This is a genomic window from Micromonospora sp. DT62 (genome assembly GCF_049847285.1).
GTDB lineage: Bacteria > Actinomycetota > Actinomycetes > Mycobacteriales > Micromonosporaceae > Micromonospora > Micromonospora reichwaldensis.
On record NZ_JBNCOB010000001.1, the window covers coordinates 507,309 to 533,931 of the forward strand.

General features: G+C 74.3%; 25 protein-coding genes and 2 pseudogenes. 8 read left to right on the top strand and 19 right to left on the bottom strand.

Annotation, left to right across the window (positions count from 1 at the left end):
* The first annotated feature begins 72 nt into the window (after positions 1 to 72).
* From ACPXCB_RS02260 to ACPXCB_RS02270, 3 genes are all read left to right on the top strand, one after another.
* Positions 73 to 552 (top strand): YbjN domain-containing protein, encoded by a 480-nt coding sequence (locus tag ACPXCB_RS02260; RefSeq protein WP_425871670.1) that lies wholly within the window; start codon positions 73 to 75, stop codon positions 550 to 552.
* Positions 549 to 2,198: a YbjN domain-containing protein gene (locus tag ACPXCB_RS02265; RefSeq protein WP_425871673.1), complete on the top strand. Its 1,650-nt coding sequence runs from the start codon at positions 549 to 551 to the stop codon at positions 2,196 to 2,198. The genes ACPXCB_RS02260 and ACPXCB_RS02265 overlap by 4 nt, the downstream gene beginning before the upstream one ends.
* Positions 2,199 to 2,278: 80 nt before the next feature.
* Positions 2,279 to 3,112 (top strand): isocitrate lyase/PEP mutase family protein, encoded by an 834-nt coding sequence (locus ACPXCB_RS02270; RefSeq protein ID WP_425871676.1) that lies wholly within the window; start codon positions 2,279 to 2,281, stop codon positions 3,110 to 3,112.
* A 144-nt stretch (positions 3,113 to 3,256) separates the two neighbouring features.
* On the opposite strand, the gene ACPXCB_RS02275 is transcribed toward ACPXCB_RS02270, so the two are convergent.
* From ACPXCB_RS02275 to ACPXCB_RS02295, 5 genes are all read right to left on the bottom strand, one after another.
* Entirely contained in the window at positions 3,257 to 4,945 is a 1,689-nt protein-coding gene (locus ACPXCB_RS02275) for a ribonuclease J (RefSeq protein WP_425871679.1), read from the bottom strand.
* 52 nt (positions 4,946 to 4,997) lie between these two features.
* Positions 4,998 to 5,924: a 4-hydroxy-tetrahydrodipicolinate synthase gene (gene dapA / locus ACPXCB_RS02280; RefSeq protein WP_425871682.1), complete on the bottom strand. Its 927-nt coding sequence runs from the start codon at positions 5,922 to 5,924 to the stop codon at positions 4,998 to 5,000.
* Between the two features lie 46 nt (positions 5,925 to 5,970).
* The gene (thyX, locus tag ACPXCB_RS02285; RefSeq protein WP_151457408.1) at positions 5,971 to 6,714 is read right to left on the bottom strand and encodes an FAD-dependent thymidylate synthase; all 744 of its coding nucleotides are present in this window, start codon (positions 6,712 to 6,714) and stop codon (positions 5,971 to 5,973) included.
* Positions 6,715 to 7,312: 598 nt separating this feature from the next.
* The gene (locus ACPXCB_RS02290; protein ID WP_425871685.1) at positions 7,313 to 7,954 is read right to left on the bottom strand and encodes a DUF2752 domain-containing protein; all 642 of its coding nucleotides are present in this window, start codon (positions 7,952 to 7,954) and stop codon (positions 7,313 to 7,315) included.
* A complete protein-coding gene (locus tag ACPXCB_RS02295) occupies positions 7,951 to 9,180 on the bottom strand; it encodes a winged helix-turn-helix domain-containing protein (RefSeq protein ID WP_425871687.1) in 1,230 nt (409 codons plus the stop codon). Before ACPXCB_RS02295 ends, ACPXCB_RS02290 begins: the two co-directional genes overlap by 4 nt.
* A 78-nt stretch (positions 9,181 to 9,258) precedes the next feature.
* Here ACPXCB_RS02295 and ACPXCB_RS02300 point away from each other — a divergent pair, with 78 nt between their 5' ends.
* A complete protein-coding gene (locus ACPXCB_RS02300; RefSeq protein ID WP_425871690.1) occupies positions 9,259 to 9,810 on the top strand; it encodes a GNAT family N-acetyltransferase in 552 nt (183 codons plus the stop codon).
* Here ACPXCB_RS02300 and ACPXCB_RS02305 read toward each other — a convergent pair.
* Entirely contained in the window at positions 9,709 to 11,016 is a 1,308-nt protein-coding gene (locus tag ACPXCB_RS02305) for a glycosyltransferase 87 family protein (RefSeq protein WP_425872126.1), read from the bottom strand. The two genes, ACPXCB_RS02300 and ACPXCB_RS02305, sit on opposite strands and share 102 nt — an antisense overlap.
* Positions 11,017 to 11,051: 35 nt before the next feature.
* On the opposite strand from ACPXCB_RS02305, the pseudogene ACPXCB_RS02310 reads away from it, so the two are divergent.
* Positions 11,052 to 11,624: pseudogene (locus ACPXCB_RS02310) on the top strand (GNAT family N-acetyltransferase); the annotation flags it as partial.
* Positions 11,625 to 11,913: 289 nt separating this feature from the next.
* The gene (locus ACPXCB_RS02315; protein ID WP_425871693.1) at positions 11,914 to 12,294 is read left to right on the top strand and encodes a VOC family protein; all 381 of its coding nucleotides are present in this window, start codon (positions 11,914 to 11,916) and stop codon (positions 12,292 to 12,294) included.
* A gap of 6 nt (positions 12,295 to 12,300) precedes the next feature.
* On the opposite strand, the gene ACPXCB_RS02320 is transcribed toward ACPXCB_RS02315, so the two are convergent.
* The 7 genes from ACPXCB_RS02320 to truB all read right to left on the bottom strand — a co-directional run bounded on the left by ACPXCB_RS02320 (position 12,301) and on the right by truB (position 20,133).
* Positions 12,301 to 12,795, bottom strand: a complete 495-nt coding sequence (locus tag ACPXCB_RS02320; RefSeq protein WP_425871696.1) for a GNAT family N-acetyltransferase — start codon at positions 12,793 to 12,795, stop codon at positions 12,301 to 12,303.
* Positions 12,796 to 12,842: 47 nt separating this feature from the next.
* Positions 12,843 to 13,616 (bottom strand): 4-hydroxy-tetrahydrodipicolinate reductase, encoded by a 774-nt coding sequence (dapB, locus tag ACPXCB_RS02325; protein WP_425871699.1) that lies wholly within the window; start codon positions 13,614 to 13,616, stop codon positions 12,843 to 12,845.
* Positions 13,617 to 13,722: 106 nt separating this feature from the next.
* Entirely contained in the window at positions 13,723 to 15,147 is a 1,425-nt protein-coding gene (locus ACPXCB_RS02330; protein WP_425871702.1) for a M16 family metallopeptidase, read from the bottom strand.
* Between the two features lie 49 nt (positions 15,148 to 15,196).
* Positions 15,197 to 17,584 carry a polyribonucleotide nucleotidyltransferase gene (locus ACPXCB_RS02335; protein ID WP_425871705.1) on the bottom strand — a complete coding sequence of 796 codons (2,388 nt, stop codon included), beginning with the start codon at positions 17,582 to 17,584 and terminating at the stop codon, positions 15,197 to 15,199.
* A 227-nt stretch (positions 17,585 to 17,811) separates the two neighbouring features.
* Positions 17,812 to 18,081, bottom strand: a complete 270-nt coding sequence (gene rpsO / locus ACPXCB_RS02340; RefSeq protein ID WP_121396038.1) for a 30S ribosomal protein S15 — start codon at positions 18,079 to 18,081, stop codon at positions 17,812 to 17,814.
* A gap of 181 nt (positions 18,082 to 18,262) precedes the next feature.
* Positions 18,263 to 19,192 carry a bifunctional riboflavin kinase/FAD synthetase gene (locus ACPXCB_RS02345; RefSeq protein WP_132232840.1) on the bottom strand — a complete coding sequence of 310 codons (930 nt, stop codon included), beginning with the start codon at positions 19,190 to 19,192 and terminating at the stop codon, positions 18,263 to 18,265.
* A gap of 56 nt (positions 19,193 to 19,248) precedes the next feature.
* On the bottom strand, positions 19,249 to 20,133 hold the full coding sequence (gene truB, locus ACPXCB_RS02350) for a tRNA pseudouridine(55) synthase TruB (protein ID WP_425871708.1): 885 nt from the start codon (positions 20,131 to 20,133) through the stop codon (positions 19,249 to 19,251).
* 228 nt (positions 20,134 to 20,361) lie between these two features.
* Between truB and ACPXCB_RS02355 the strand changes: the two genes are divergently transcribed.
* The gene (locus tag ACPXCB_RS02355; RefSeq protein WP_425871711.1) at positions 20,362 to 21,366 is read left to right on the top strand and encodes a hypothetical protein; all 1,005 of its coding nucleotides are present in this window, start codon (positions 20,362 to 20,364) and stop codon (positions 21,364 to 21,366) included.
* A 66-nt stretch (positions 21,367 to 21,432) separates the two neighbouring features.
* Positions 21,433 to 22,362, top strand: coding sequence for a hypothetical protein (locus ACPXCB_RS02360; RefSeq protein ID WP_425871714.1), 930 nt, complete (start codon positions 21,433 to 21,435; stop codon positions 22,360 to 22,362).
* A 3-nt stretch (positions 22,363 to 22,365) separates the two neighbouring features.
* On the opposite strand, the gene ACPXCB_RS02365 is transcribed toward ACPXCB_RS02360, so the two are convergent.
* The 6 genes and pseudogenes from ACPXCB_RS02365 to ACPXCB_RS02390 all read right to left on the bottom strand — a co-directional run bounded on the left by ACPXCB_RS02365 (position 22,366) and on the right by ACPXCB_RS02390 (position 26,621).
* Positions 22,366 to 23,691 (bottom strand): MATE family efflux transporter, encoded by a 1,326-nt coding sequence (locus ACPXCB_RS02365; protein ID WP_425871717.1) that lies wholly within the window; start codon positions 23,689 to 23,691, stop codon positions 22,366 to 22,368.
* 46 nt (positions 23,692 to 23,737) lie between these two features.
* Positions 23,738 to 24,688, bottom strand: a complete 951-nt coding sequence (locus ACPXCB_RS02370) for a DMT family transporter (protein WP_425871720.1) — start codon at positions 24,686 to 24,688, stop codon at positions 23,738 to 23,740.
* 233 nt (positions 24,689 to 24,921) lie between these two features.
* Complete coding sequence (locus ACPXCB_RS02375; protein ID WP_425871723.1) at positions 24,922 to 25,056, bottom strand: hypothetical protein; 135 nt, start codon at positions 25,054 to 25,056, stop codon at positions 24,922 to 24,924.
* A gap of 51 nt (positions 25,057 to 25,107) precedes the next feature.
* Positions 25,108 to 25,161, bottom strand: a pseudogene (locus ACPXCB_RS02380) (hypothetical protein); the annotation flags it as partial.
* Positions 25,162 to 26,004: 843 nt separating this feature from the next.
* Complete coding sequence (locus ACPXCB_RS02385) at positions 26,005 to 26,214, bottom strand: DUF6186 family protein (RefSeq protein ID WP_425872128.1); 210 nt, start codon at positions 26,212 to 26,214, stop codon at positions 26,005 to 26,007.
* Positions 26,214 to 26,621 (bottom strand): hypothetical protein, encoded by a 408-nt coding sequence (locus ACPXCB_RS02390; RefSeq protein WP_132232822.1) that lies wholly within the window; start codon positions 26,619 to 26,621, stop codon positions 26,214 to 26,216. Before ACPXCB_RS02390 ends, ACPXCB_RS02385 begins: the two co-directional genes overlap by 1 nt.
* Positions 26,622 to 26,623 lie beyond the last annotated feature (2 nt).

Consider the following 26,623-nt stretch of genomic DNA (forward strand, 5'->3'; position numbering starts at 1 on the left):
CGGGTCGTGTCCGCGTGTCGCAGCGCGGGCCCCGCCGCGTCACGTGATATCTGCCTCAGAAGGGTTGCCCCCATGTCGTCGCCGGGAACCGAGGACGGTCGGGACGGCCACCTGGCCGGGCACCCGGGGGCGCTGGAACCGCTGACCGGCGAGCTGATGGCCGCCGTGCTGCACAGCCGGGGATACCGTGTCCAGGCCGACGCCGACGGCGACCTGGTCGGCCGCTGGGACGACAGCCTGATCTGGTTCCTGCGCCCCGGCGCCAACGGCGAGCTGCTCCAGGTCCGCACCCTGACCGCGCCGGCGTTCCCCATCGAGTACGTGCCGGCGCTGCACGCCTTCTGCAACGCGTGGAACCACGACCGGCTCTGGCCGAAGGCCTTCGTGCACGTCGAGGACGACGGGCGGGCCCGGATCTGCGGCGAGGTCATCACCGACCTGGAACGCGGCGTCACCGCGCACCAGCTCGACCAGCTGCTCGACTGCGGCATCGCCACCGGCTGCCAGCTCGCCACCGAGGTGGCCCGGCTGCCCGGCGGGGTGGTGGCGTGACGGGCCGCGGCGGGGACCTGGCCGGTCGCGGCCTCGACCCGTTCGGGCTGCCCGGCTGGTGGAGCGGGCTGCGGCGCGGGGGCCGGGCGCCCGACCCCGCGCTGGCCGGAGCGCTCGCCGACGCCCGCGACAGCCCCGACGGCGAGGCCCGCAGCACCGAGCTGGAACGCATCGCCGCGCACGCCGACGCCACCGGCGACGACCGGACGGCCCTGGCGGCCCGGTTCGCGCTCATCGAGGCGTACCTCCTGCACGGGCAGCGGTGGCGGCTGATCGAGCCGGTGCGCCGCTGCCTCGCCACGGTGGAGCGCCGCCCCGACCTGCTGGCGGCAGACCAGGCCGAGCCGCTGCGGCGCTACCGGCGGTACGCGGTCGAGGCCCTGCTCGGCTCGCCCCGGGTCGGGCTGGACCAGGCCCGGTCCATGCTGGACGACCTCGCCGCGCGCGCCGCCGACGACCCGGCGGTGGTCGCCGAGCTGCGCTGCCGCATCGCCGACCACCTCGGCGACGAGCCCACCGCCCGGCGGTGGTACGACCAATGGTCGACGGCCGATCCGGGGCCGGTCGGCGGCTGCCCGGACTGCGCGGCGGCCCGACGGGCGGAACTGCTCGCCGGCTGGGGCGACCACCGGGCCGCGCTGGCCGCCCTGCCGGACTCCGCGCACGGCGGCGTCGACTGCACCGAGCAGCCGGAGCGGACGCTGGTCGCCGGGCTGCTGTCCTGGCTGCGGACCGGGGAGCCCGAGCGGGCGGCCGAGGCACACGTGCGGGCGTACCGGCGGCACCGGCGGGAGCGGGCCGCCTTCCCGCTGCTCGCCGCGCACCTGCGGTGGTGTGCGCTGGCCGGACACCCCGCTCGGGGCGTCGACGTCCTCGCCGAGCAACTGCCCCGGCTGGACCGGCCGCACGACGACCTGTCCGCCATGGAGTTCGCCGCCGCCGGGGCGCTGGTCTGCGCCCTCGCCGTGGAGGCGGGGCTCGGCGGGCGGACGGTGCACCGCCCGGCGTACGGGGTGCGGCCGGCCGCCGAGCTCGACGTGGCCACGCTGGGCGCCACCCTGCTCGGGGTGGCCACCGCGCTGGCCGGCAGCTTCGACGCCCGCAACGGCACCGGCCACCAGTCCGGCCGGATCGCGTCCTGGCTGGCCGAACGGCCGGCCGCCGCACCGGTGCCCCTGCCGCCCGACGACGACGCGGACGACGACGCCGACGACCCGCCCGACGACGGCCTGCCGGACGGGGAGCCCCGCCCGCTGAGCCTGGCGATGATCACCGCCGAGCTGGACCGGCGTGGGGACCAGTACGCGGTGGACGACCGTGGCGCCGTCACGGGCCGGTGGGGCGAGGCGCTGATCCAGTTCCGGCGCGCCGGCGAACGGGGCGAGATCCTCCAGGCCCGGTCCGTGGCGAACCGCCGGCTGCCGGCCGACCGGCTCGCGGAGGCGTACGCCTTCTGCAACGCCTGGAACCACGACCGGCTGCTGCCGAAGGCGTACGTGCACGAGCGGGAGGGCGAGCTGCTGCTGGCCGGCCACGTCGCCACCGACCTGGCGCACGGGGTGGCCCCGGCCCAGCTCACGGTCCTGCTGAACGCGGCCGTGGACACCGGTGTCGCGTACGCCGAGGCGGTCGCCGCCCTGCCCTGACCGTCGGGCCGGGCGGCGGCCCACCGGTGAGGTCCGAAACCCGCCGGACGATCTCCTCTCGCCCTGCTGGACTGGCACCCATGACGACGACGCACCACCAGCGCACCGCCCTGCTCCTGCACTCCCTGCACCGCCCCGGCTCCCCGCTCGTCCTGCCCAACGCCTGGGACGTGGCGAGCGCCCGGATCGTGGCCGACTGCGGCGCGGCGGCGGTCGCCACCACCAGCGCCGGCGTCTCGTGGAGCCTGGGCGCCCCGGACGGGGACGAACTGGACCGCGAGCGCGCCCTGGCGGTGGTCGCCCGCGTCGCCGCCGCCGTCACCGTCCCGGTCACCGCGGACATCGAGAGCGGGTACGCCGCCGACCCGGCCGGGGTCGCCCACACCGTGACCGGGGTGCTGGCCGCCGGCGCGGTCGGCGTGAACATCGAGGACGCCGCGCCGGCGGGGGCGTCCCCGCTGCGCCCGGTCGACGACCAGTGCGCCCGGATCCGGGCCGCCCGGGAGGCGGCGGACGCGGCGGGGGTGCGGCTCTTCGTCAACGCCCGCACCGATGTGTTCCTGCGGGCGGTGGGCGACCCGGCGGACCGGCTGGCGGAGACGCTGCGCCGCGCGGTCGCGTACCGGGCGGCGGGCGCGGACGGGATCTTCGTGCCGGGCGTGGCCGACGCCGAGACCATCGGCGCGCTGGTCGCCGGCATCGAGGGGCCGGTCAACGTGCTCACCGGGCCGGGTGGGCTCCCCGTCGCCATGCTGGCGGGGCTGGGGGTGGCCCGGGTCAGCCTCGGCTCGGCGCTCGCCGAGGCCGCGTACGGGCTGGTCCGCCGGGCCGCCACGGAGGCGCTGCACTCCGGGTCGTACGACTCGCTGGCCGACGCGATGGGCTACGGCGAGTTGAACGCGCTGCTGGCCTGACGCGGGCCGGCCGGCGACTCGCCGGCCTGCTCGACACGACCACGGCCGCCGGCGGCGACCCCGGGGTGAGCCGCCGGGGCGGCCCGCCGCACGGCGACGCCCGCCGGCACACGGGGTGCGGGCGGGCGTCGCGGCGGTGCGGGGTCAGACCTCGACGACGGTGGGAACGATCATGGGCCGACGGCGGTACGCGTCGTTCACCCACCGTCCCACGGTGCGCCGGACGATCTGCTGGAGCTGGTGCGGGTCGGTGATGCCGTCGGAGGCCGCCCGGTTCAGGGCCTCGGTGACCAGCGGGATCACCGGGTTGAACGCCTCCGGGTCCTCGGAGAAGCCCTTCGCCGACAGGGTCGGGCCGCCCACCACCTTGCCGGTCACCGAGTCGACCACCACGGTGGTGGCGATGAACCCGCCGTCGCCGAGGATCCGGCGCTCCGTGAGCAGCGACTCGCTGACGTCGCCGACGGCGAGGCCGTCGACGTAGACGTAGCGGCTCTTCACGTGCCCGACGAGGCTGGCCCGGCCCTCGACGAGGTCGACGACGTCGCCGTCCTCGCAGAGCACCACCCGGTCGGGGGCGACGCCGGACTCGATGCCGAGCCGGGCGTGCGCGCGCAGGTGCCGCCACTCGCCGTGCACCGGCATCAGGTTGCTCGGGCGGACCACGTTGAGCAGGTAGAGCAGCTCGCCGGCGGGCGCGTGACCGGACACGTGCACCTTGGCCACGTCCTTGTGCACCACCACGGCCCCGGCCCTGGCCAGCCGGTTGATCACCCGGTAGACCGAGGTCTCGTTGCCGGGCACCAGCGACGAGGCGAGCACCACCGTGTCGCCGGGGGCGATGGTGATGTGCCGGTGGTCGCCGCTGGCCATCCGGCCCAGGGCGCTCATCGGCTCGCCCTGCGAACCGGTGGACATCAGCACGATCTGCTCGGGCGGCAGGGTCGTCGCCTCTTCCAGCCCGACGACCAGCCCGGCCGGGATGTTGAGCAGCCCCAGGTCGCGGGCGATGCCCATGTTGCGGACCATGGAGCGGCCGATCAGGGCGACCTTGCGGCCGTGCTCGCCCGCGGAGTCGAACACCTGCTGCACCCGGTGCACGTGCGAGGCGAAGGACGCGACGATGATCCGCCCCTTGGCCTTCGCGAAGATCGAGTCGAGCACCGGCCCGATCTCCCGCTCGGGGGTGACGAAGCCGGGGATCTCCGCGTTGGTGGAGTCCGAGAGCAGCAGGTCCACGCCCTCGGCGCCGAGCCGGGCGAACCCGGCCAGGTCGGTGATCCGACCGTCCAGCGGGAGCTGGTCCATCTTGAAGTCGCCGGTGTGCAGCACCAGGCCGGCCGGGGTGCGGATGGCCACCGCGAGCGCGTCGGGGATCGAGTGGTTGACCGCGAAGAACTCGCACTCGAACGGGCCGAGCCGCTCCCGGCCGCCCTCCCGCACGGTCAGCGTGTAGGGCTGGATCCGCCGCTCGGCGAGCTTCGCCTCGACCAGGGCGAGGGTGAACTGGGAGCCGACCAGCGGGATGTCGGGCTTGTGCGCGAGCAGGTAGGGAACCGCGCCGATGTGGTCCTCGTGGCCGTGGGTCAGCACGATCGCCTGGACGTCGTCGAGCCGGTCCAGGATCGGACCGAAGTCGGGCAGGATCAGGTCGACCCCGGGCTGCTCCACGTCGGGGAAGAGCACCCCGCAGTCGACCACCAGCAGCTTGCCGTCGTACTCGAAGACGGTCATGTTGCGACCGATGGCACCGAGCCCGCCGAGCGGGATGATCCGCAGCCCACCCTCCGGCAGCGGCGGGGGAAGTTCCGCATCGATGTGCGCCTCGGTCACGCGTCCACCTCATTCTGCGACGCCGTCACTCGGCGTCCGTCGTGTCGTTCGATCATTCGGGCAGTTCCAGGCCCGCCGCCGCGCAGTCCGCGCGGAGTTGGGCGATCTCGTCGTCGGTCGCGTCGACCATCGGCGCGCGCACCGGCCCGGCGGGCTTCCCGGCGGCCGCCAGGCCCGCCTTCACCAGGATCACGCCCTGGGTACGGAAGATACCGGTGAACAGCGGCAGCAGCCGCCGATGCAGGCTCAACGCGGTGGCGGTGTCCCCCGCGTCGTACGCCTCGATCATCTGCTTGGTGAGCGCGCCCGTGAAGTGGGACGAGGTGCCGACCACGCCCACGCCGCCCACGGCCAGCGAGGGCAGGGTGAGCGAGTCCTCGCCGCTGTAGAAGGCGAGGTTCGTCCGGCTGGTGACCCAGCTCGTGGCGGTCAGGTCGCCCTTGGCGTCCTTCACCGCGACGATCCGGGCGTGTTCGGCCAGGCGCACCATCGTCTCGGTGTCGATCGGCACGCCCGCCCGGTGCGGGATGTCGTAGAGCATCACCGGCAGCCCGGTGGCGTCCGCGACGGCGGTGAAGTGCCGCAGCAGGCCGCTCTGCGGCGGCTTGTTGTAGTAGGGCGTGACCACGAGCAGGCCGTGCGCGCCCGCCTTCTCGGCGGCCGTGGAGAGCTCGATGGTGTGCCGGGTGTCGTTGGTGCCGACCCCGGCCACGACCTTGGCGCGGTCACCGACCGCCTCCACCACGGCCCGGATCAGCTGTTCCTTCTCGGCCTCGGTGGTGGTCGGCGACTCGCCGGTGGTGCCGTTGACCACCAGCGCGTCGTTGCCCTGCTCGTCGACCAGGTAGCTGGCGAGCCGCGCGGCGCCGTCGAGGTCGAGCGAGCCGTCGGCGGTGAACGGGGTCACCATGGCCGTGAGGACTCGCCCGAAGGGGCGGGACACCGCCCGGGCGGGCGTGTCAGGGTGGTCGTGCGTCATGCCACCAACCTAGCGGACGACCACCGGCGCCCCGCCGGGGAAGCCCTCAGGACAGCTCGGCGTGCGGGCTCGCCGCGACCTCGGTGCCGTCGGGCAGGGCCGAGATGACGAAGTCGGCGAAGACGTTCGGGGCGACGCCCTGGAGCTGCCGCAGGCACTCCACCGCCAGCTCACGGATCTCCACGTCGGCGTGCTCCGTCGCGCGCATGGCGATGAAGTGCCGCCAGGCCCGGTAGTTGCCGGTGACCACGATGCGCGTCTCGGTGGCGTTGGGCAGCACCGCGCGGGCCGCCTGGCGGGCCTGCTTGCGCCGCAGTGTGGCGTTCTCCACGTCGGCGAAGCGCCGTTCCAGCCCCTCCAGCAGCTCGTTGTACGCGCGCACGCTCGCCTCGGCCGCCTCCACGAACTTCTTGTGCAGCTCCGGGTCGTCGGCGATCACCGAGGGCTCGACCATGGCGGCGTCGCGCTCCGGCACGTACCGCTGGGAGAGCTGGGAGTACGAGAAGTGCCGGTGCCGGATCAGCTCGTGGGTGAACGAGCGGGAGACCCCGCTGAAGTAGAAGCTGACCGAGCCGTGCTCCAGCACGCTCAGGTGGCCGACCTCCAGGATGTGCGCGAGGTAGCCGGCGTTGGTGGCGGTGGCCGGGTTCGGCTTCTTCCAGCTCTGGTAGCAGGCCCGGCCGGCGAACTCCGCGAGGGCCTGGCCGCCCTCGGCGTCGGTCGACCACGGCACGTCGTCGGGGGCCTCGAAGTGCGTCCACGCGACGAGCTTGACCTGGGGCTGCACCATCTCCGGCATTCCTGGGACTGTAGTGCCGTGGCCCCCGCCCACCCAAGCCAGCCTCGCCCGAGTGCAACGTCGGTCACCGAAACGACGCGGTCGCCCGCGGGCCGGCCGCGTTCCATGCGCCGCGTCGGGAGTCATGACCTGGCAGGAATGTGGCCAGCATCAGCACGAGGCCCATCGGACGTCACGCCGGGGACCGGGGGTCGGGGGTCGGCCCGACGCATCGGCTTTCGCACGCTGTCGAACTGAATCGTCTACGACATCAGCGAGCGGCGGGGTCCTCGGCTCGGGCGGCCCGCCACCGTGCTCTCAGCTCAGCCGGGTCCCCGCGTCCGCCGGCGCGCCGGACGGCCCGTCGGGGCGTGCGTCGGGGCGAACAAGCATCGGGAGCGCGATGTCGCAAACGATTCAGCTCGACAGGGCACGGGCACCCGCACCGTCAGGGCCGGCCCTTGGTCCGGGCAGGGTGACCGGCCCGGTCGAGACGAGATCCAGGAAGCTCGTGACATTCCGGCCCCGCGCGACCCGGACGGCCCCGTCCGACACGACCGCAGCCCGGACGGCGCGCACGCCGGTGGGCGCACTCTTAGTGGCGTACTCGTCAGACGTAGAGGGAGGTGAAGGGCGCCCAGGGCAGGTTGCGCAGGATCGTGAAGGCCAGCCAGGCGGCCAGGAAGACGCCGATCGCCCGGGAGCTGATCCGCAGCTCGGGCAGGCGCCAGCCGAACGCCTGCCGGCCCGCCCACGCGACGAAGAGGTAGGCCAGGAAGGGCAGCGCGAAGACGAAGAGGAAGTGGTGCCGGGCGGCGGCCGGCAGGTCGGCGTGCAGCACGTACCAGAGCGCGCGGGTGCCGCCGCAGCCCGGGCAGTCCAGCCCCGTGGTGAGCTTGAGCAGGCAGCTCGGCGCGGCGTCGGGCGCTGAGCGGGTGGGGTCGCTGATCAGCGCGTAGCCGATGCCGGCGGCGACGCAGCCGAGCGCGGCCAGCGGCACCGCCCAGCGCGGGGAGCGCTCGTAGAGGCGGACGACGAAGCGGGTGAGCCGGTCCGGCTCGGCGACGGGGTAGGCCGCCGCCCCCGGATAGGGCGAACCCGGATAGGGCGAACCCGGGTGTGGCGGCGCCTGGTCCGTGGGCCGTCCGTCGGCTGGTGCGGCCGGGTCGGCCTGGGGCGGGGCGTCGAGCCCACCCGTCTGCGGATGCGGCGGCGAGGAGGCCGGTCCGTCAACGCTCGTCACGTCGCTCACCGTACACCGGCCACGCCCGCCAGCGCCGCGGCCAGCGGGGCGGCCAGGTCGCCGGCGGCGGGCGGGGCCACCGCGTCCAGGCCCAGCCAGCCGGCGAGGCGGTGCAGCTCGGCGGCCAGCGCCAGCGCGGTCTCGCCCCGGTCGACGCCCGGCTCGCCCCAGGCGGCCGGCACCAGCAGCACGCGGGCCTTCCGGTCGGCCTTCAGGTCGACCCGGGCGGTGAACCGCTCCCCCTGCAGGAACGGCAGCACGTAGTAGCCGTGCACCCGTTGCGGCGCCGGCACGTAGATCTCGATGCGGTAGCTGAAGTCGAAGAGCCGTTCGGTGCGGGCCCGCTCCCAGACCACCGGGTCGAACGGGCTGACCAGGGTGTTGCCGCGCACCCAGCGGGGCAGCCGCGCCCCGGCGTGCAGCCAGGCGGGCCGCCGCCAGCCCTGCACGGCGACCGGCAGCAACTCGCCCGCCTCGACCAACTCGGCGATGGCCTGCCGGGCGCCGGCCACCGGCAGCCGGAAGTAGTCGCGCAGCTCCGGCTCCGCGGCCACCCCGAGCGCCCGCGCGGCGATGCCCACCAGCGCGCGGTGGGCCTCCGCGTCGGTCGGCGTCGGCGCGTCGAGCACGGCGGCCGGCAGCACCCGCTCCGGCAGGTCGTAGCGGCGGGCGAACGACGTGGTGCGGTCGGCGGCCGTCACCTCCCCGGCCCAGAACAGGAACTCCAGCGCCCGCTTGACCGCCGACCAGTTCCACCCCCAGTTGCCGGTCTCCCGGGGCGCGTCGTGCTCGATCTCGGCGGCCGTGAGCGGCCCCCGGGCGGCCACCTCGTCGCGGACCCAGGCGACCAGGTCGGGCTGCTCCTGGGCGATCCGCCGCATCCCGCCCCAGGACTCCGAGCGGGCCCGGGCCATCCGCCAGCGCAGCGCCGGATGCAGCCCGACGGGCACCAGCGACGCCTCGTGGCCCCAGTATTCGAACAGCTCGCGTGGACGGCGGTAGGCCGCGTCGTCGAGCAACGCGGTCGGGTAGGGCCCGAGCCGGCTGTAGAGCGGCAGGTAGTGCGCCCGTTGCAGCACGTTGACCGAGTCCATCTGGATCAGCCCGACCCGGTCGAGCACCCGGCGCAGGTGCCGGCGGGTGGGCACGCCCGTGGGCGCGGGGTCGGCGAAGCCCTGGGCGGCGAGCGCCACCCGACGTGCCTGGGCGAGCGAGAGCGATTCCGGTGCGGCCATCGTCGGGCACCCTAATCCACAGGTACGACACCGGTGCGGACGCTGGACCCGTCACCCGCCGGGGCATAGAACGGACGCATGCTCACGATCCGCCGCGAGGAGCCCGACGACGCCGAGGCGGTCGCCCGGGTGCACATCCATGGCTGGCAGGCCGGCTACGCCGGGATCATGCCCGAGGAGGTGCTGCGGCGGCTCAACGTCACGGCCTGGGCGCAGCGCCGCCGGGACCTCGGCACCGCCGACCCGGAGCACCCGTTCACCACCCTGCTCGCCGAGGTCGACGGGACGCTGGCCGGGTTCACCACGTTCGGCCCGTACCGCAACAACCAGGACCGTGGCGACCTCGACGCCGCGCACGGCGAGGTGGTGGCGATGTACGTCGAGCCGACCCGCTGGGGCGACGGCACGGCGCGGGCGCTGCTGGCCGCGGCGCGCGACGGGCTGGTCGCCCGGGGCTGGTCGGACTACCGGCTCTGGGTCCTGGAGGCCAACCACCGGGCCCGCCGGTTCTACGAGCGGGCCGGGCTGTCACCGGACGGTGAGCGGTCGACCTATCCGGTGCCGCTGGCCGGCGGGCGACCGCCGGTCGGGCTGGTCGAGCTGCGGTACGCCGGCCGCCTCGGCGGCTGACCCGGCCGGCGTCGCCCGACGGCGGTTGTTCCGGCCCGGGTCGCCCCAGTGGCGGATGGGCAGGAACGCCAGCAGCGCCAGGCTGATCCAGACGTAGGTGTTGCTGCCGAGGAAGCCGTCGAGCCCGGTGAAGTCCTTCTCCCAGGCCCAGACGATCCGGCTGATCAGGAAGCCGTACCCGACGATCGCGGCGCCCAGCAGGACACGGCGCCGACGGCTGCCGGCGGGCGCGGCCATCCCGTTGTCCACGAGCAGGATGAGCGCGGGCAGCAGCCAGACCAGGTGGTGCACCCAGGTGACCGGGCTGACCAGGCACATCACCGCGCCCGTCAGCGCCAGGCCGGTGGCCTCGTCACCGGCGGCCACGGCGGCGCGGGAGCGCCAGGCCCACAGCGCCAGCGTGGCGAGCACCAGCGCCAGCCAGGCCAGGGTGCTCGGGTGTTCCGGGTTGAGCCGGGCGACCACGCCGCGCAGCGACTGGTTGGAGACGAACGCCAGCTCACCGACCCGGCCGGTGTTCCACAGCGCCTCCGTCCAGAACTCCCGCGAGGCGTCGGGGAAGAGCGCGGCGGCCAGCAGGGTCACACTGGCCGCGGTGGCCATCGAGGTGACCGCGGCCCGCCAGCGGCGGGTGACCAGCAGGTAGACGATGAAGATGCCCGGGGTCAGCTTGATCGCGGTGGCCAGCCCGATGCCCACGCCCGCCCAGCGGTTGCCGGCCGGCAGCAGCCGGAGCAGGTCGATCGCGACCAGGAAGAGCAGCAGCATGTTGACCTGGCCGAAGTTGACCGTCTCGCGCATCGGCTCGTACGCGGCGGCCAGGCAGAGCGCCACGGCGAGGGCGAACCAGCGGGTCCAGCCGGAGCGGCGGGAGACCGGGTCGATCAGCCACCAGAACAGCACGGCGGTGACCACCACGCTGGCGGCCACGCTCACCGCGATCGCCGCCCACCACGGCAGGTACGCCATCGGCAGCATGACCAGGGCGGCGAAGGGCGGGTACGTGAAGCCGTACTGGGTGCCGGGCTTGAGGAAGTCGTAGATCTCCCCGCCGTCGTGCACCCACCAGGTCAGCGCGCCGTAGTAGACCTTGAGGTCGAAGAAGCCGTGCCGGACGGCCGCCACGGACAGGAAGGCGGTCACCGCGACGGCGAGCGCGACGACGCCGACGACCTGCTGGATCGTCCGTCGGGGACCCTGCGCCACCATCGCCTCCATCGCCCTGCGTAGGCTTCCGTCCCATGGCTCTCGGGTACGTCCGCCCGGCGCGTCCGGAAGACGCCGGCGAGATCGCACGCATCCAACTCGCGACCTGGCGGGTCGCCTATCGTCGGATCCTGCCCCGGCACGTGCTCGACAACCTGGACGAGGCGTGGCTCGCCAGGCGGTGGAGCGCGGCCGTGCAGGAGCCGCCCTCCGGCGCCCACCGGGTGCTGGTCGCCGTCGAACAGGCCGAGCAATCCTATCTGGTGGGGTTCGCCGCCTCCGGTCCGGCCGACGCCGAGGCGCTCGCCCCGGGTGAGCCGGCGGAGGTCCTCGGGCCGGACGTCGCCGCGGTGACGGACCTGCTGGTGGAGCCGCGCTGGGGCCGGCGGGGGCACGGCAGCCGGCTGCTCGCCGCGACCGTCGACCTGTGGCGTGCCGACGGGTTCACCCGCGCGCTGGCCTGGGCCTTCGACGGCGACGCGGCGACCCGGAAGTTCCTCACCAGCACCGGCTGGGAGCCCGACGGCGCGGCCCGCGCGCTGGACGTGGAGGACATGCTCGTCCCGCAGGTGCGCCTGCACGTGGCGGTGCCGGGGGAGGCGGATCCGGCGGACGCGACGCCCACCGAGGCGACGCTCCCGGACCTGACGCCGGGTGCGTCGTCGCCGACACCGGCGACGCCCGGGGACTGACCGCGCCGGGCGTCCCGGGCCCGGACCGCACCGGGCCGGGCGTCCCCGGACCGGACCGCATTGGCGGACGTTCCCGCGCCCGGATCGCACCGATTCGCGCTCCCCGGCCCGCCGGTGCCGGCGATCCGCCGGACACTGTCGGGGGTGTCGCCTACCGTGACCCCATGGTCGCGGTGGCGGCGTCCACGAGAGCGAGGCATCGGGCATGTTCGCGGACACGATGGCGTGGAGCAGTTTCTCGGTGGACGACCCCGGCCGGGCCGAAGGGTTCTACGCCGACACGCTCGGCCTGCGGGTGTCGCGGGACGACGCGATGGGCGGCCTGCTGACGCTGCACCTCGCCGGGGGCCGGGACGTGATGGTCTACCCGAAGGCGGACCACACCCCCGCGGCCCACACGGTGCTCAACTTCCCCGTCGACGACGTCGACCGGGCCGTCGACGAGCTGACCGCGCGTGGGGTGCGGTTCGCGCACTACCCCGGGATGCCCCAGGACGACAAGGGCGTCATGCGCGGCAACGGGCCGACGATCGCGTGGTTCACCGACCCGGCCGGCAACATCATGTCGGTGATCGAGGAAGGCTGACCCCGGTCAGGCGCCCGGCGAGTCCTGGGCGGGCGGCAGGAGCTCGACGACCAGTTCGTCGTCCTCCATCGCCCCGGTGGGCACGAAGCCGAGGCTCGTGTAGAGGCGGGCGGCCTGGGCGTTGTCGGGGTGGTAGGAGAGCCGGACGGGGTGACCGCCGTCCTGGCCGCCCAGCCACGCGGCCAGGGTGCGCACGGCCGCCCGACCGACGCCCCGCTCCTGTTCGGCAGCGTCGACCACCATGCCGCCGATCCAGCGGGACCCGTCGTCGTCGACGCCCCACATGACGTGCCCGACGACGGTCTCGTCCGCGTACACCGCCAGTGAGGTCCACACGTCGGAGCGCATGGTCAGCAGCAGGTAGCGGGCGGCCAGCGCCGCCACCCACCCGCGCTGGTCGTCGCGCGGGGCGACGTCGGCCACCGCCCGCCAGTTGTCGTCGTCCACCGGGCGCAGGGTCACCTGACGCCCGGCCCGGTCGGAGAGCCCAGAATTGATCATCCGGGCATCCTAGGGACCGCCCGGATGCGCCGCAAAGGGTTTGCCCGTCAGTCGAGCAGGGCGTCCAGGCCGACGGTCAGCCCGGGCCGGGTCCGGACCGCGCGGACGGCCAGCAGCACGCCGGGCATGAACGAGACCCGGTCGTACGAGTCGTGCCGGATGGTCAGCGTCTCCCCCACGGTGCCGAAGAGCACCTCCTGGTGGGCGACGAGGCCGGTGGCGCGCACGGCGTGCACGCGTACCCCGTCGATGTCGGCGCCCCGGGCGCCCGCGACCTCGTCGGAGGTGGCGTCCGGCATTGGGCCGAGCCCGGCCTCGGCGCGGGCGGCCGCGACCAGGCGCGCGGTGTGCGTGGCGGTGCCGCTGGGGGCGTCCAGCTTGCGGGGATGGTGCTGCTCGACGATCTCGACCGACTCGAAGTGCCGGGCGGCGCGGGCGGCGAACTGCATCATCAGCACCGCGCCGATGCCGAAGTTGGGGGCGATCACCACGCCCACCCCGGGCTTGTGGGCCAGCCAGCCGCGCACCCGCTCCAGCCGCTGCTCGGTGAAGCCGGTGGTGCCGACCACCGCGTTGATGCCCTGGTCGATGCACCAGTGCAGGTGGTCCATGACGACGTCGGGGGTGGTGAAGTCGACGACCACCTCGGCCCCGGCGTCGGACGCGGCGAACAGGCCGTCGCCCTGGTCGACCATGGCCACCAGCTCCATGTCGGCGGCGGCGTCCACGGCCCGGCACACCTCGACGCCCATCCGGCCCCGGGCGCCCAGCACGCCGACCCGGATCAGCTCGTCCGGGCTCTTCTCCTGCTCGTCAGTCACGGGGCACAACCTATCCCAATCGGGACGCGCACATCCGGGCGGACCGTCAGCGGCCGGGACGTGGGCATCCGGGCGGGCCGGGCACCGGGCAGGAGTGCGGGACGGGTCAGCGGGAGGCGAAGTCGTTCGCGCCGAACGGGCCGACCACGGCCAGCGACATCGGCCGGCTCAGCAGCTCGGCGGCCAGGGTGTTGACGTCGGCCACGGTGACCGCGTCGACCCGGCCGAGCAACTCGTCGACCGGCATCAGGTGGCCGTAGAGCAGCTCACCCTTGGCCAGCCTGCTCATCCGCGAGCCCGTGTCCTCCAGCCCCAGCACGAACGAGCCCTTGCTCATCCCCTTGCCGCGGGCCACCTCGGCCTCGGTCAGGCCGTCGGCGGCCACCCGGGCCAGTTCGGCCCGGGTCAGCGCCAGCACCTCGTCGACCTTGCCCGGGGCGCAGCCGGCGTAGACGGCGAAGAGGCCGCTGTCGGCGTACTGGCTGGCGTAGGAGTAGACCGAGTAGGCGAGGCCACGCCGCTCACGGATCTCCTGGAACAGCCGGCTCGACATGCCGCCGCCGAGGATGTTGTTGAGCACGCCGAGCGCGAAGCGCCGTTCGTCGAGCCGGTCGATGCCGGGGCAGCCGAGGATGACGTGCGCCTGCTCGGTCTCCTTCGGCTCCACCAGGGTGGTGGCGGGCTTCGTGCGCACGGCCGGGGTGGCCGACCGGTGCGGCGCGGGCGTCGCCGGGTCGGTGTCCAGCGGGGTGCCACGCAGCGCCTGGCGGACCAGCTTGACCACCGTGGCGTGGTCGAGGTTGCCGGCGGCGGCGACGACGATCCGCGGCGGGGTGTAGTGGCGGCGGTAGAAGCCCTGGATCTGCCGCCGGGTCATCGGCGTGACGGTCTCCTCGGTGCCGGAGATCAGCCGACCCAGCGGGTGGTCGCCGTAGGCGGCCCGGGCGATGAGGTCGTGCACCTCGTCGCCGGGCTCGTCGTCGTGCATGGCGATCTCTTCGAGGATCACGCCCCGCTCGGTCTCCACGTCGGCCGGCTGGAGCAGCGAGTCGGCGACCGCGTCGCACATGACGTCGATGGCCAGCGGCAGGTCCTCGTCCAGCACGCGGGCGTAGTAGCAGGTGTATTCCTTGGTGGTGAAGGCGTTGGTCTCGCCGCCCACCGCCTCGATCTCCGCGGAGATCTCCAGCGCGCTGCGCTTGTTGGTGCCTTTGAAGAGCAGGTGCTCCAGGAAGTGCGCCGCGCCGGCCTGCGGGCCGGTCTCGTCGCGCGAGCCGACCGCGACCCAGACGCCGAACGAGACGCTGCGCATCGCCGGGATCGCCTCGGTGAGCACGCGCAGCCCGCTGGGCAGCACGGTACGCCGTACCGTGCCGCCCAGCGGGTCGTCGCTGATGGTGCGGGTCACCGCCCGGGAGGCGCCGCCGGAGCGGGCCGTCCCGGTGCCCCGGTGCGAGGCCCCTGCGGGGCCCGGGAGGGACGCCACCCCCCGTCGATCCGGCGGAAACGGCGCGCTGACGGCCCGACTCACGTGTTGCTCCCAGATCGACGAGGGGTGGGTGATGCGATGGTGCGGTGCGTCAGCTGCGCCGGGTACGGCGGCGCGGACGCTCGCCGCCCTCGCCGCCGCCCTCGGCGCGCTCGCCGCCGCCCTCGCCGCCGCCCGGGCCACGACCGCCCCGGTCGCCGCCGCGCTCACGGTCGCCCCGGTCGCGCGGAGCCCGGTCGTCCCGGTCCCGGCCGGCCGGACGCTCGCCGCCAGCGGCCTCGCCGGCGGCCGGCGCCTCGGCGCCCTCCGGGCGGACCTTGTCCAGGTAGATCTTGCCGCGGGCGTCGATGTCCGCGATCTCGACCTCGACCCGGTCGCCGACGTTGAGGAAGTCCTCGACCTTCTCGACCCGCTTGCCGTCGCCCACCTTGGAGATGTGCAGCAGGCCGTCGCGGCCCGGCAGCAGCGAGATGAACGCGCCGAACGCGGCGGTCTTGACCACCGTGCCGAGGAAGCGCTCCCCGGCCTTCGGCAGCGTCGGGTTGGCGATGCCGTTGATCCGGTCCACCGCAGCCTGGGCCGACGGGCCGTTGGTGGCGCCGACGTAGATCGTGCCGTCGTCCTCGATGGAGATCTCGGCGCCGGTCTCGTCCTGGATCGCGTTGATGGTCTGCCCCTTCGGGCCGATCACCATGCCGATCTTGTCGACCGGGATCTTGACGGTGGTGACCCGCGGGGCGTACTCCGACATCTCGGCCGGGGCCTCGATCGCCGCCTGCATCACGCCGAGGATGGTCTGCCGGGCCTCGTACGCCTGCTGCAGCGCGGCGGCCAGCACGTCCGACGGGATGCCGTTGAGCTTGGTGTCGAGCTGGAGCGCGGTGACGAACTCCGGCGTGCCGGCGACCTTGAAGTCCATGTCACCGAACGCGTCCTCGGCGCCGAGGATGTCCGTCAGCGTCACGTACTGGGTCTTGCCGTCCACCTCGTCCGAGATGAGCCCCATGGCGATGCCGGCCACCGGCGCCTTCAGCGGCACACCGGCGGAGAGCAGGGCCAGCGTCGAGGCGCAGACCGAACCCATCGAGGTGGAGCCGTTGGAGCTGAGCGCCTCGGAGACCTGCCGGATGGCGTACGGGAACTCCTCGCGCGACGGCAGCACCGGGATCAGCGCCCGCTCGGCGAGCGCGCCGTGGCCGATCTCGCGCCGCTTCGGCGAGCCGACCCGGCCGGTCTCACCGGTCGAGTACGGCGGGAAGTTGTAGTTGTGCATGTAGCGCTTGCGGTTCTCCGGGGACAGGGTGTCCACCATCTGCTCCATGCGCAGCATGTTCAGCGTGGTGACGCCCAGGATCTGGGTCTCGCCACGCTCGAACAGCGCCGAGCCGTGCACCCGGGGCAGCACGCCGACCTCGGCGGTCAGCGGGCGGATGTCGCGCGGGCCGCGGCCGTCGATGCGGACCTGCTCGCGCAGCACCCGGTTGCGCACCTCGGACTTGGTGAGCGACCGGAAGGCGGCACTGAGCTCCTTCTCGCGGCCCTCGAAGCGACCGCCGAGCTCCTCGGCGACCTTGGCCTTGATCCGGTCGAGGGCCTCCTCGCGGTCGGCCTTGCCGGCGATCTGGAGAGCCTCGGCGACCTCGGCGCGGGCCAGGTCGGCCACCGCCTCGTAGACGTCGTCCTGGTAGTCGAGGAAGACCGGGAACTCGGCGACGGGCTTGGCGGCCACCTCGGCCAGCTCGGCCTGCGCGCGGCACAGCTCGCGGATCGCCGGCTTCGCGGCCTCCAGGCCGCTGGCCACGATCTCCTCGGTCGGCGCGGTCGCGCCGCCCGCGATCAGGGCCACGGCGTTCGGCGTCGCCTCGGCCTCGACCATCATGATCGCGACGTCGCCGTCCGGCAGCGAGCGGCCGGCCACGACCATGTCGAAGGTGGCCCGGGCCAGCTCCTCCAGGGTCGGGAAGGCGACCCACTGGCCGTCGATGTGCGCGACCCGGGTCGCCCCGATCGGGCCGGAGAACGGCAGGCCGGAGAGCTTGGTCGACATCGAGGCGGCGTTGATCGCCACCACGTCGTACGGGTGCTGCGGGTCGAGCGCGAGGATGGTCTCGACGACCTGGACCTCGTTGCGCAGGCCCTTGACGAAGGACGGGCGCAGCGGCCGGTCGATCAGCCGGCAGGTGAGGATCGCGTCCTCGCTGGGGCGGCCCTCGCGGCGGAAGAACGAGCCGGGGATGCGGCCCGCGGCGTACATCCGCTCCTCGACGTCGACGGTCAGCGGGAAGAAGTCGAACTGCTCCTTCGGCTGCTTGCCGGCGGTGGTGGCGGAGAGGACGACCGTCTCGCCGAGCTGGGCGACGACGGAGCCGGCGGCCTGACGGGCCAGCCGGCCGGTGGAGAAGGTGATCTCACGGGTGCCGAAGGACCCGTTGTCGATCACGGCGGTGCGGGATTCGGTGCCGAGGTTGGTCTCGGTCATGGTGCTGTCGTGCTCCTTCGCATCAGGGGCCCACGACGCGGGGAGCTGCTCAGACGGCCGGTCTTCGATCGAAGCGCCCGGGGTGGCCGGCGGAATGCCGGGGTGCCCGGGGGCCACTACCGGAGACCGGTACGCTGACCGGCTCCCTTTTCAGGTGGTCGCGCGGCCCGGTTTTCGTGTGGCGGCGAAGCGGGGGAGCGGCCCGGTCGGGCCACTCCCCCGTCACGTCACCGGCGCAGACCGAGCCGCTCGATGAGCGACCGGTAGCGGTTGATGTCCTTCTTCTGGACGTAGTTGAGCAGCCGACGGCGGCGGCCGACCAGCAGCAGCAGCCCACGGCGGCTGTGGTGGTCGTGCTTGTGCACCTTCAGGTGCTCCGTCAGCTCGGCGATCCGCTTGGTGAGGACCGCGACCTGCACCTCCGGCGAACCGGTGTCGCCGTCGGCGGTCGCGTACTCCGCGCGGATCTTGGCCTTGGCTTCCTGGTCGAGCGCCATGTTCTCCCTGTTTCGTGGGTTGTTCGATGATGTCCGTCGGCTCGGTCAGTGGACCGGAAACGGACCGGTACCTCGCACCCGCGGCGTCGTGCAGGCACGCGAGGCCCCACGTCGGTCAGCCGACGTCCCCGCCAGACTACCAGCCCTGCCGGGCGGCGGCCTGTCAAGGGCCGCGACGCGGTCAGCCGAGCACGCGCCGGGTCCGCTCGACGTCCTGGTTCATCTGGGCGATCAACGGCTCGATCGCGTCGTAGCGGATCTGCCCGCGCAGGTGCGCCACGAAGTCCAGCGCCAGCCGCTCCCCGTAGAGGTCGCCGGTGAAGTCGAGCACGTACGCCTCCACCCGCCGCTCCCGGCCGGAGAAGGTCGGGTTGGTGCCCACCGACACCGCCGCCGCCAGGGGCTCGGCGTGGCCCCGGCGCACCAGCCGGGCGGCGTAGACGCCGTCGGCGGGCACCGCCGCGTACCGGTGGCAGAGCAGGTTGGCGGTGGGGAAGCCCAGCTCGCGGCCGCGCTGGTCGCCGCGTACCACCACGCCCTCCACCCGGTGCGGGCGGCCGAGCGCGGCGGCCGCCGCCGTCACGTCCCCCGCGTCGACGCAGGAGCGGATGTACGTGGAGGAGTAGACCGTGCCCGCCTCGGCGACCAGCGGGGCGCCCTCCACGGCGAAGCCGAAGGTGCGCCCGAGCCGCTCCAGCAGCGCCACGTCGCCGGCGGCCTTGTGCCCGAAGCGGAAGTTGTCGCCCACCACGACCAGCGCGGCGTGCAGGTGCTCGACCAGGATGTCGTGCACGAACGCCTCGGCGGGCAGTCGGGAGAACTCCGGGGTGAACGGCACCACGCAGAGCACGTCCACGCCGAGCGCCTCGATCAGCTCGGCCTTGCGGGCGGTCTCGGTGAGCACCGCCGGGTGCGAACCGGGGCGCACCACCTCGGCCGGGTGCGGGTCGAAGGTGACCACCACCGACTGCACGCCCAGCTCGCGGGCCCGGGACACGGCGTGCCCGATGGTCGCCTGGTGTCCCTTGTGCACACCGTCGAAGACGCCGATGGTGACGACCGACCGCCCCCAGCCGCCGGGCGCCGCGTCGTACCCCCGCCACCGCTGCATGCCGCTCCTCCCCTGCCTCCGCGGCGGCCCGCACCGGCCGCCGTCCCTCGCTCCCGTCAGGCGGGGGCGAGCACGATCTCCGCGCGGGCCCGGCCGTCCCGCTCGCTGACGATAGCGATCAGCCCGCCGTCGGGGCCGAAGACCGCGTAGGGGCCGGGGATTCCCACCGGGTCGAGCGGACCGCCGTGGGAGAGCACCTTCGCCTCGTCGGCGCCGGCGTCGCGGCGCGGGAAGAACCGGTCGGCCGCCGCCGCCAGCGGCAGGTTCACCACCTCGGGGGCGCGCTGCTCCAGCTGGTCGAGGGTGGCGGCCTCCGCGAGGGCGAAGTTCCCGACGGCGGTACGGCGCAGCGCCGTCAGGTGCCCGCCCACCCCGAGCGCCAGGCCCGCGTCGCGGGCGATCGCCCGGATGTACGTGCCGGAGGAGCAGGTCACGTCGATGTCCACGTCGACCACGTCGGGCGCGTCGCGGCGTACCGCCAGCAGCTCCAGCCGGGACACGGTGACCCGGCGGGCGGGCAGCTCGACGCTCTCCCCCTCGCGCACCCGCTTGTACGCCCGCTGCCCGTCGACCTTGATGGCGCTGACCGCGCTCGGCACCTGGTCGATCTCCCCGGCCTGCGCGGCCAGGGCCGCCCGGATCGCCTCGTCGGTGACCTGGCCGGCCTGGGTGGTGGCGATCACGTCGCCCTCGGCGTCGTCGGTGACGGTGGCCTGGCCGAGCCGGACGGTGGCCGTGTAGCTCTTGTGCGCGCCGATCACGTAGGTGAGCAGGCGGGTGGCCCGGCCGACCCCGATCACCAGGACGCCGGTGGCCATCGGGTCGAGGGTGCCGCCGTGCCCCACCCGGCGGGTGCGCGCCAACCGGCGGATGCGCGCCACCACGTCGTGCGACGTCATGCCGCCGGGCTTGTCGACCACGATCAGACCGTCTGTGCTCACGACACCCAAGCCTGCCAGACCGGGCCGGAGGCCCCGCCGCCGCCGTACGTCCGCCGCCGGAGCCGCTCGCCGCCCGCGTGGCGGTGGAGGCCGCCTCCGATGGTCGGGCGATGTGCCGTCAGCCACTCGGGCGGGATCACGGCGGCGGGGGCGTACGGGATCACGTCCCGGGCGGGCCGGGTGCGAAGATCATGCGCCCTCGACGGACCGTTCACCAAGGACATGCCGATGACCAGTCCCCCACCGGTGGGCGAGCCATCCCCGCCGAGCCGGCCGGCTCCCCTGGCGTCCGACGCCGAGCCGGGGCAGGTTCCGGAGTGGCTGCGCCAGCCGGGCGAGGTGCATCCGGTCGGCGCCCTGGAGCGGCTCCGCCTGTTCTGGGAGGAGCACACCCGGGCGGTCACCGCCGTGGTCGGGGGCGGACTGGTCCTCGTACTCCTGCTCGGCGTGGGATGGTTCGACCTGTGGCGACGGGCCGGGGAGCCGCCGCGCAGCCACCCGACGACCAGCCCGCCGCCGGGCGTCTCCGCGACGAGCGACACGAAGCCCGCATCGCGCGCCGACAACTTCGCGGGCACCCCGGCGGCGGCCTTCGCCAAGGGGGCGGCCGGGATCACGCTGCCGCCCGCCCGGCGGACGGGTGTGTTCAGCGCCACCGAGGTTGCGGCGGCCCTCGCGGACGTCCGCGCGGCGATGCTGCTCGCCCGGCTGGACCGGAAGTTCCTGGCCGGCGGCGAGCTGGACCGGTTCGTGCGGATGTTCGCCCCCGCGACCCGGTCGAATTTGCGAGCCGACTTCCGCGACGACTCCTTCGCCACGTACGCGACCCGGCTGGCCCCGGGTGCCCGGCTGACCGCCGACCAACCCCGGGTCAAGGGACGGGTCACCTACCGGGCGACCCGGGACAGCGACGGCATCCGGGTGCTGGAGATCACCACCAACTTCGTCTGGGCGTACGCGTTCCGCACCCTCGACCCCACTCCGGGTGCCGGTGTGGTGGTCGTTCACGACACCGTCGTCTGGCACGTGCCGCATCCCGACGACGTCGCGAAGGCAGGCGTCGGGCTCTGGCTGATGCAGGCGGACTCGTACGCCTCCAACATGGACTGCGCGTCGTTCGACAAGGGTCTGCTGGATCTCGGCGCCCCGAGCTACGGCCTTCCGGTCGACACGGAGGACCCGGACGCGGTGTTCGACCCCGATCGTTCGCTGGACGTCGCAGACACCTGCTGACCTGGACCGGAGCACTCATGACACCCGACACACGACGCGCGCACGACCACCACGCCCGGGTCGACGGTGCGGCTGCCCGACTGGATGCGGTCGAGGGGCCCGGAACACCAGCCGACCGGGCTGGACCGGGTGCGCTTCTTCCAGGCGCGGCACAACGGCCCGCTGGCGGTCGGCTTCGCGTTCGCACTGGCGCTGCTGACGATCGTCGTGGCCGGGTGGATGGTCGTCCAGGTGGCCGACTGGCGTCGCACGGCGGCCGTCGCACCGAGCGCGGGCGCGAGCGCGACGCCCGAGCCGATCAGCGCCGTCGGCACCCCACGCGATCTCTTCGCCGGCACTCCGGCGGCGTCCTTCGCCCTCCGGGAGAAGGCGATCGTCCTGCCGGCGGCCACCGCCCAGGGCCCGTTCGACAAGGTCCAGGTACGCGCCGCGCTCGACTCGGTACGGAAGGCGCTCATCGAGAGCCGGCTGGAGACCGCGATGCTGGTCGGCGACACCGAACCCTTCCTCGGCGTGCTGGCGCCAGACTCCCGCGCGGAGATGCGGCCGCACTTCGACAACGCCCGTTTCCTGCACGTCGCCACGAGGATCGGATCCCAGGCGGACTGGGAGTACGACATCCGCGCGCAGGGACGGATCAGCTACCGCGCCAGGACGGTGGCCGGAGTCCGCCTGCTGGAGGTGACCACCGAGTTCGTCTGGGCGTACCCGTTCGACGTGATGCGCCGGGCGCCGGCCGGCGCCGGCCTGGTGGCGGTCCGGGACCGGGTGGTCTGGCAGGTGCCGCACCCGAAGGACGTTCCGGCGTCGTCCCGAGGGCTCTGGTTGGCGTCCGCGAAAGCCGTCACCTGGAACGCCGACTGTGCCTGGCTGCGCGACGGCTGGGTGAACGTGATGCAGTGGCTGCCGGACCTGCACGGCCCTCGCGTGCCGGGCGGTGATCCGGGCGACTTCTTCGACCTGGCCGTCCCGATGGCGTCCACCTCGAGGTGCTGAGGCTCAGCGCACCGCGCCGACCACGGCCCAGGCTCCGGAGCGCAGCCGCAGCAGCAGGGCCACCAGCCGGAGCACCACGAAGAGCGTGAGGCCCGCCCAGATGCCGCCGAGGCCGAGGTCGAGCCCGTACGCCAGCCAGATGGCGGGCAGGAAGCCGCCGAGCGCGGCCAGGAGGGTGAGGTTGCGCAGGTAGCGGACGTCCCCCGCGCCGATCAGCACGCCGTCGAGGGCGAACACGACACCGGCCAGCGGCAGCATCGCCACGAACCACGGCCAGGCGAGCATGGCCTGCTCGCGTACCTGCGGATCGGAGCTGAACCAGCCGGGGACCACGCCGGCGCCGGCGGCGACGAGCACGGCGAACGCCACGCCGCAGACGCCGCCGAGCAGCCCGATCCGGTGGGCCAGGGCCCGGGCCGCGGCGTCCTCGCCGGCCCCGAGGGCGGCGCCGACCAGGGACTGGGCGGCGATGGCGAGCGCGTCGAGCACCAGGGCGGTGAAGAACCACAGTTGCAGGGCGATCTGGTGCGCGCCGACGGCGGCGGCCCCGAAGCGGGCGGCGACGGCGGTGGCGGAGAGGAAGCTGGCCTGGAACGCGACGCCCCGGATCAGCAGGTCCCGGCTGAGCGCCAACTGCTGCCCGATCAGCCGCGGGCGGGGGCGCAGGGAGACCCGTTCGGCGACCAGCGCCCCGGCGAAGAGCACCCCGCCGATGCTCTGCGCGATCACGTTGGCCACGGCGGAGCCGACCAGTCCGAGCCCGGCCGGGTAGACCAGCAACGGGCAGAGCACGGCGGAGAGCACGTTCGGGCCGAGCACGAACATCAGCGGGCGGCGCATGTCCTGCACGCCGCGCAGCCAGCCGTTGCCGGCGGCGGCGAGCAGCAGCCCGGGCGCGCCGAGCGCCGCGACCCGCAGCCACTGCGCGGCGGCGTCGGCCACCTCGCCGGGGCCTCCGGCGAGGGTACGCGCCAACGCCCCGCCGCCGACCTGCATGCCGAGCGCGACCAGCACCCCCACCCCGAGGGCCAACCAGGACGCCTGCACGCCCTCGGCGACGGCGGACGCCCGGTCGCCCGCCCCGAACCGTCGGGCCGACCGCCCCGTGGTGCCGTACGCGACCACGGTGCCGAGCCAGGCGATGAGCGTCAGCACCGTGCCGCCGACGGCGAGGGCGGCCAGCGGCACCCGGCCGAGGTGCCCCACCACCGCCGTGTCCACGAGCACGTAGATCGGTTCGGCGGCCAGCACCACCAGCGCCGGCAGGGCCAGCGCGGCGATCCGGCGCGGCGCGGCGGCCAGGGGATCGGCGACGACGGTAGGACTCATCGCCGCCGATCCTGGCACGGCCAGGTAAGGATCGCAAGCAGCATGGTTACTTACCGGGAGAGAGGTGGACGACGGTCACCGCACCGAGCAGGAGCACTCCCCCGACGAGCACCGGCACGGGCAGCGACTCACCCACGATCCAGCCCGCGAGCAGCACGGCGGTGAGCGGCTCCGCCAGGGTGGCCAGCGCGGCGGCGCTGCCGGTGATGCTGCGCAACCCGGCGTAGAACAGGGCGTACGCCGCCGCCGTGGTGACCACCCCGAGGTGGAGCAGCAGGCCGATCGGCGCGAGCCGGGCCGGGACGCCGACCCCCTCGGCCAGCGCGATCGGGGCCAGCGCCAACGCGCCGACCGCCGCCGACACGGTGGTGAGCGTCATCGGCGCGACGCGCTGTGCGGCGTGCCGGCTCAGCACCGTGCTGGCGGCGTAGCCCACCCCCGAGCCGAACGCCGCGAGCAGCCCGAGCAGCGGGCGCGGCGCGGTCGTGCCCGGCTCCCCGACCGACACCGTGATCAGCACGAGGCCGAGGACGCCCGCCACCAGGGCACCCAGCATCGTCCGCCCGGGCAGCCGCCGCGCGCGCAGCGACTCCCAGCCGAAGATGAGGACCGGGGCGAGCCCCAGGCTGACCACGGTGGCCACCCCGACGCCGCCCGACGCGACGGCGAGGAAGTACAACGCCTGGTAGCCCCCGAGCCCGATCCCGACGCCGACGAGGGCGACCGGTTCCGACCGCAGCGCCGCGAGCACCGGCCCGAGGCGGCGCGCGAGCAGGGCGACCAGCACCAGCGCGCCGATGGCGAGACGGTGGAACCCGATGGCCGTCGGGGTGAGCGTGGTGGACTCGCGGACGAGCTGCACGGCGACGCCGGTGGTGCCCCAGAGCACGGCGGCGCCGGTGACGTACAGCAGCCCTCGGCGTACGCCGGCCGGGCCGCGGCGCGGGTGCGGAATGGACGGGGACGCGGAGGGGCCGGGCAGAGACCTTCGGGACACGGGTGCGCTCCAGGGCGGATCGAGACGCTGACAGGGGACGACGTCTGTCGGAGCGCACGCACGACGAAGAAGAGGCGGGCGTTACCACCTGGGTTCTGCGGCCCCGGTCAGGCGGGCCGCCGTGCGGAGGACCGGCCGCAGTCGCCGCACGCGGGGACGCGACCGGTGGTGGGGCGCTCCGGTCAGGAGCGCGGCGGGGGCAGAACGCCCTGGAACGGCCTCATGCCCGCACCCTAGCGCAGCACCGTCCCGGCCTGCCCCGGGGTTTCGGTGCCCGTCGGCGGCTCGGGCTGGCCGCCGAAGTACTCCGCCATCAGGCGGTCGATCCACTCCGGTTGCCGGGCACCTCCCGGGAGGAACTGCCGCATCACCGGCTTGACGTCGAGGACCGGTGTGCCGTCGACCGCGTCCAGTCCCCGTACCCGCAGCTTTCGGCCGCCTGCCGAGACGACTTCGCAGACGGTGCAGCCGATCCGGTTGGGCGTCGCGGACCACGGTCGGCGCCAGGCCGGGAGACTGGACGCCCATGCCGGAGACGCGGACGCTCAGGCCGGGAGACTTGGATGCTCAGGCCGGGAGACTTGGATGCTCAGGCCGGGAGACGCAGATGCCCGTGCCGGGAGACGCGGATGCTCAGGCCGGGGGCGGGGAGTCGCGCCAGCGGCGCGACTGGGCGCGGCTGCGGAGCCGGGCCGCCGGGAGCGCTGGCGCGTGCGTGGCGATCTCGGTGAGCGGCCGAGGACGGGACCGGCGGGGACAGCGCCACACGTACCGGAGGAACTCGGCGTCGATCGTGGTCCGGGCGGAGAGTCACTCACGGCCGGGGCCGGCGGACGGCCACGACCGGAGCCCGGGGCCGGATGGGCGGTGACGCTGTCGGCGCGGGACGCCGGCGGCGTCACCGCCGATCGGCGTCGGTCACTGACGGGTGTCCATGGACGTCTGCAGCGCGCGGCGCATCTGCTCGCGGGCCTCGTCGGTGGTCTGCGGCTTGGGCTTGCTCGGCATGGTGGTCCCCTTCCAGGGCGTGGGCCGCCGACCGGCGGCAGCCCTCACGGGCGGTCGTGCTGCGCGCCCGGCAGCGGTCCGGGGTCACCGGAGCGGCTGTGGGCAGCGAGAGCCCGGGTCGGTCCGACCCTGGAGGGAGGCGCCACCGGGTGTGGCGACACCGCCCACGGCCAGCGCCGCCACACGACGCCGGCCGATTCCCAAGCTATCGTTCAGTTCCACATGCTGCCCGGTGTTCCCGCGATTTGGACTCATGTCCGTGCGGAGCCGGCGCGTCACGGGTCCCCGACGGGATGCGGTACGCGCGGTCAGCGGGCCAGGAAGTGCCAGCCCAGCCACCACCAGAAGCCGAACAGGCCGATCCGGCCGACCGGCACCGGGCCCACCTCGTAGCGCATCACGTAGGCGCAGACCTCGCCGATCGTGGGGATCCGCGAGCCCTCGCGGCGGGCCACCCACTCCACGGCGGCGAAGAGCACCAGGGATGCCAGGAAGCCCCCGATGGCCAGCGTCCGCATCATCGCCGCACCAGCCCCCAGAACGCCGACAGCCAGCCCAGCCAGACCGCCGAGCGGACCAACTGGTCCTCCAGCAGCGGATCGGCCAGCCTTGAGAAGGTGGGAAAGTCGTCCCCCGCCGCCAGCACGAACGTGGTCCCCTCGAAGACCCCGAAGACCACCACAGGCAGGGCCCACCAGGCGGCCGGGGTGCCCAGCCGGCGTGGCGCGGGCCGCCGGGGCACCCGGTTGCTCAGGCCCAACCAGATCAGCACCCCGCCGGTGCCGAGGGTCCAGAGATTGGCCTCGGTCGAGAAGGACGGGAACCGGCCGCCGACCAGCGAGAGGCAGACGAGCACCGGCACGGTGACGGCGGGACGGTCCCAGGCGCGGGGCGCCTCGACGGTGAGGTCGTGGGGCTGTTCCATCC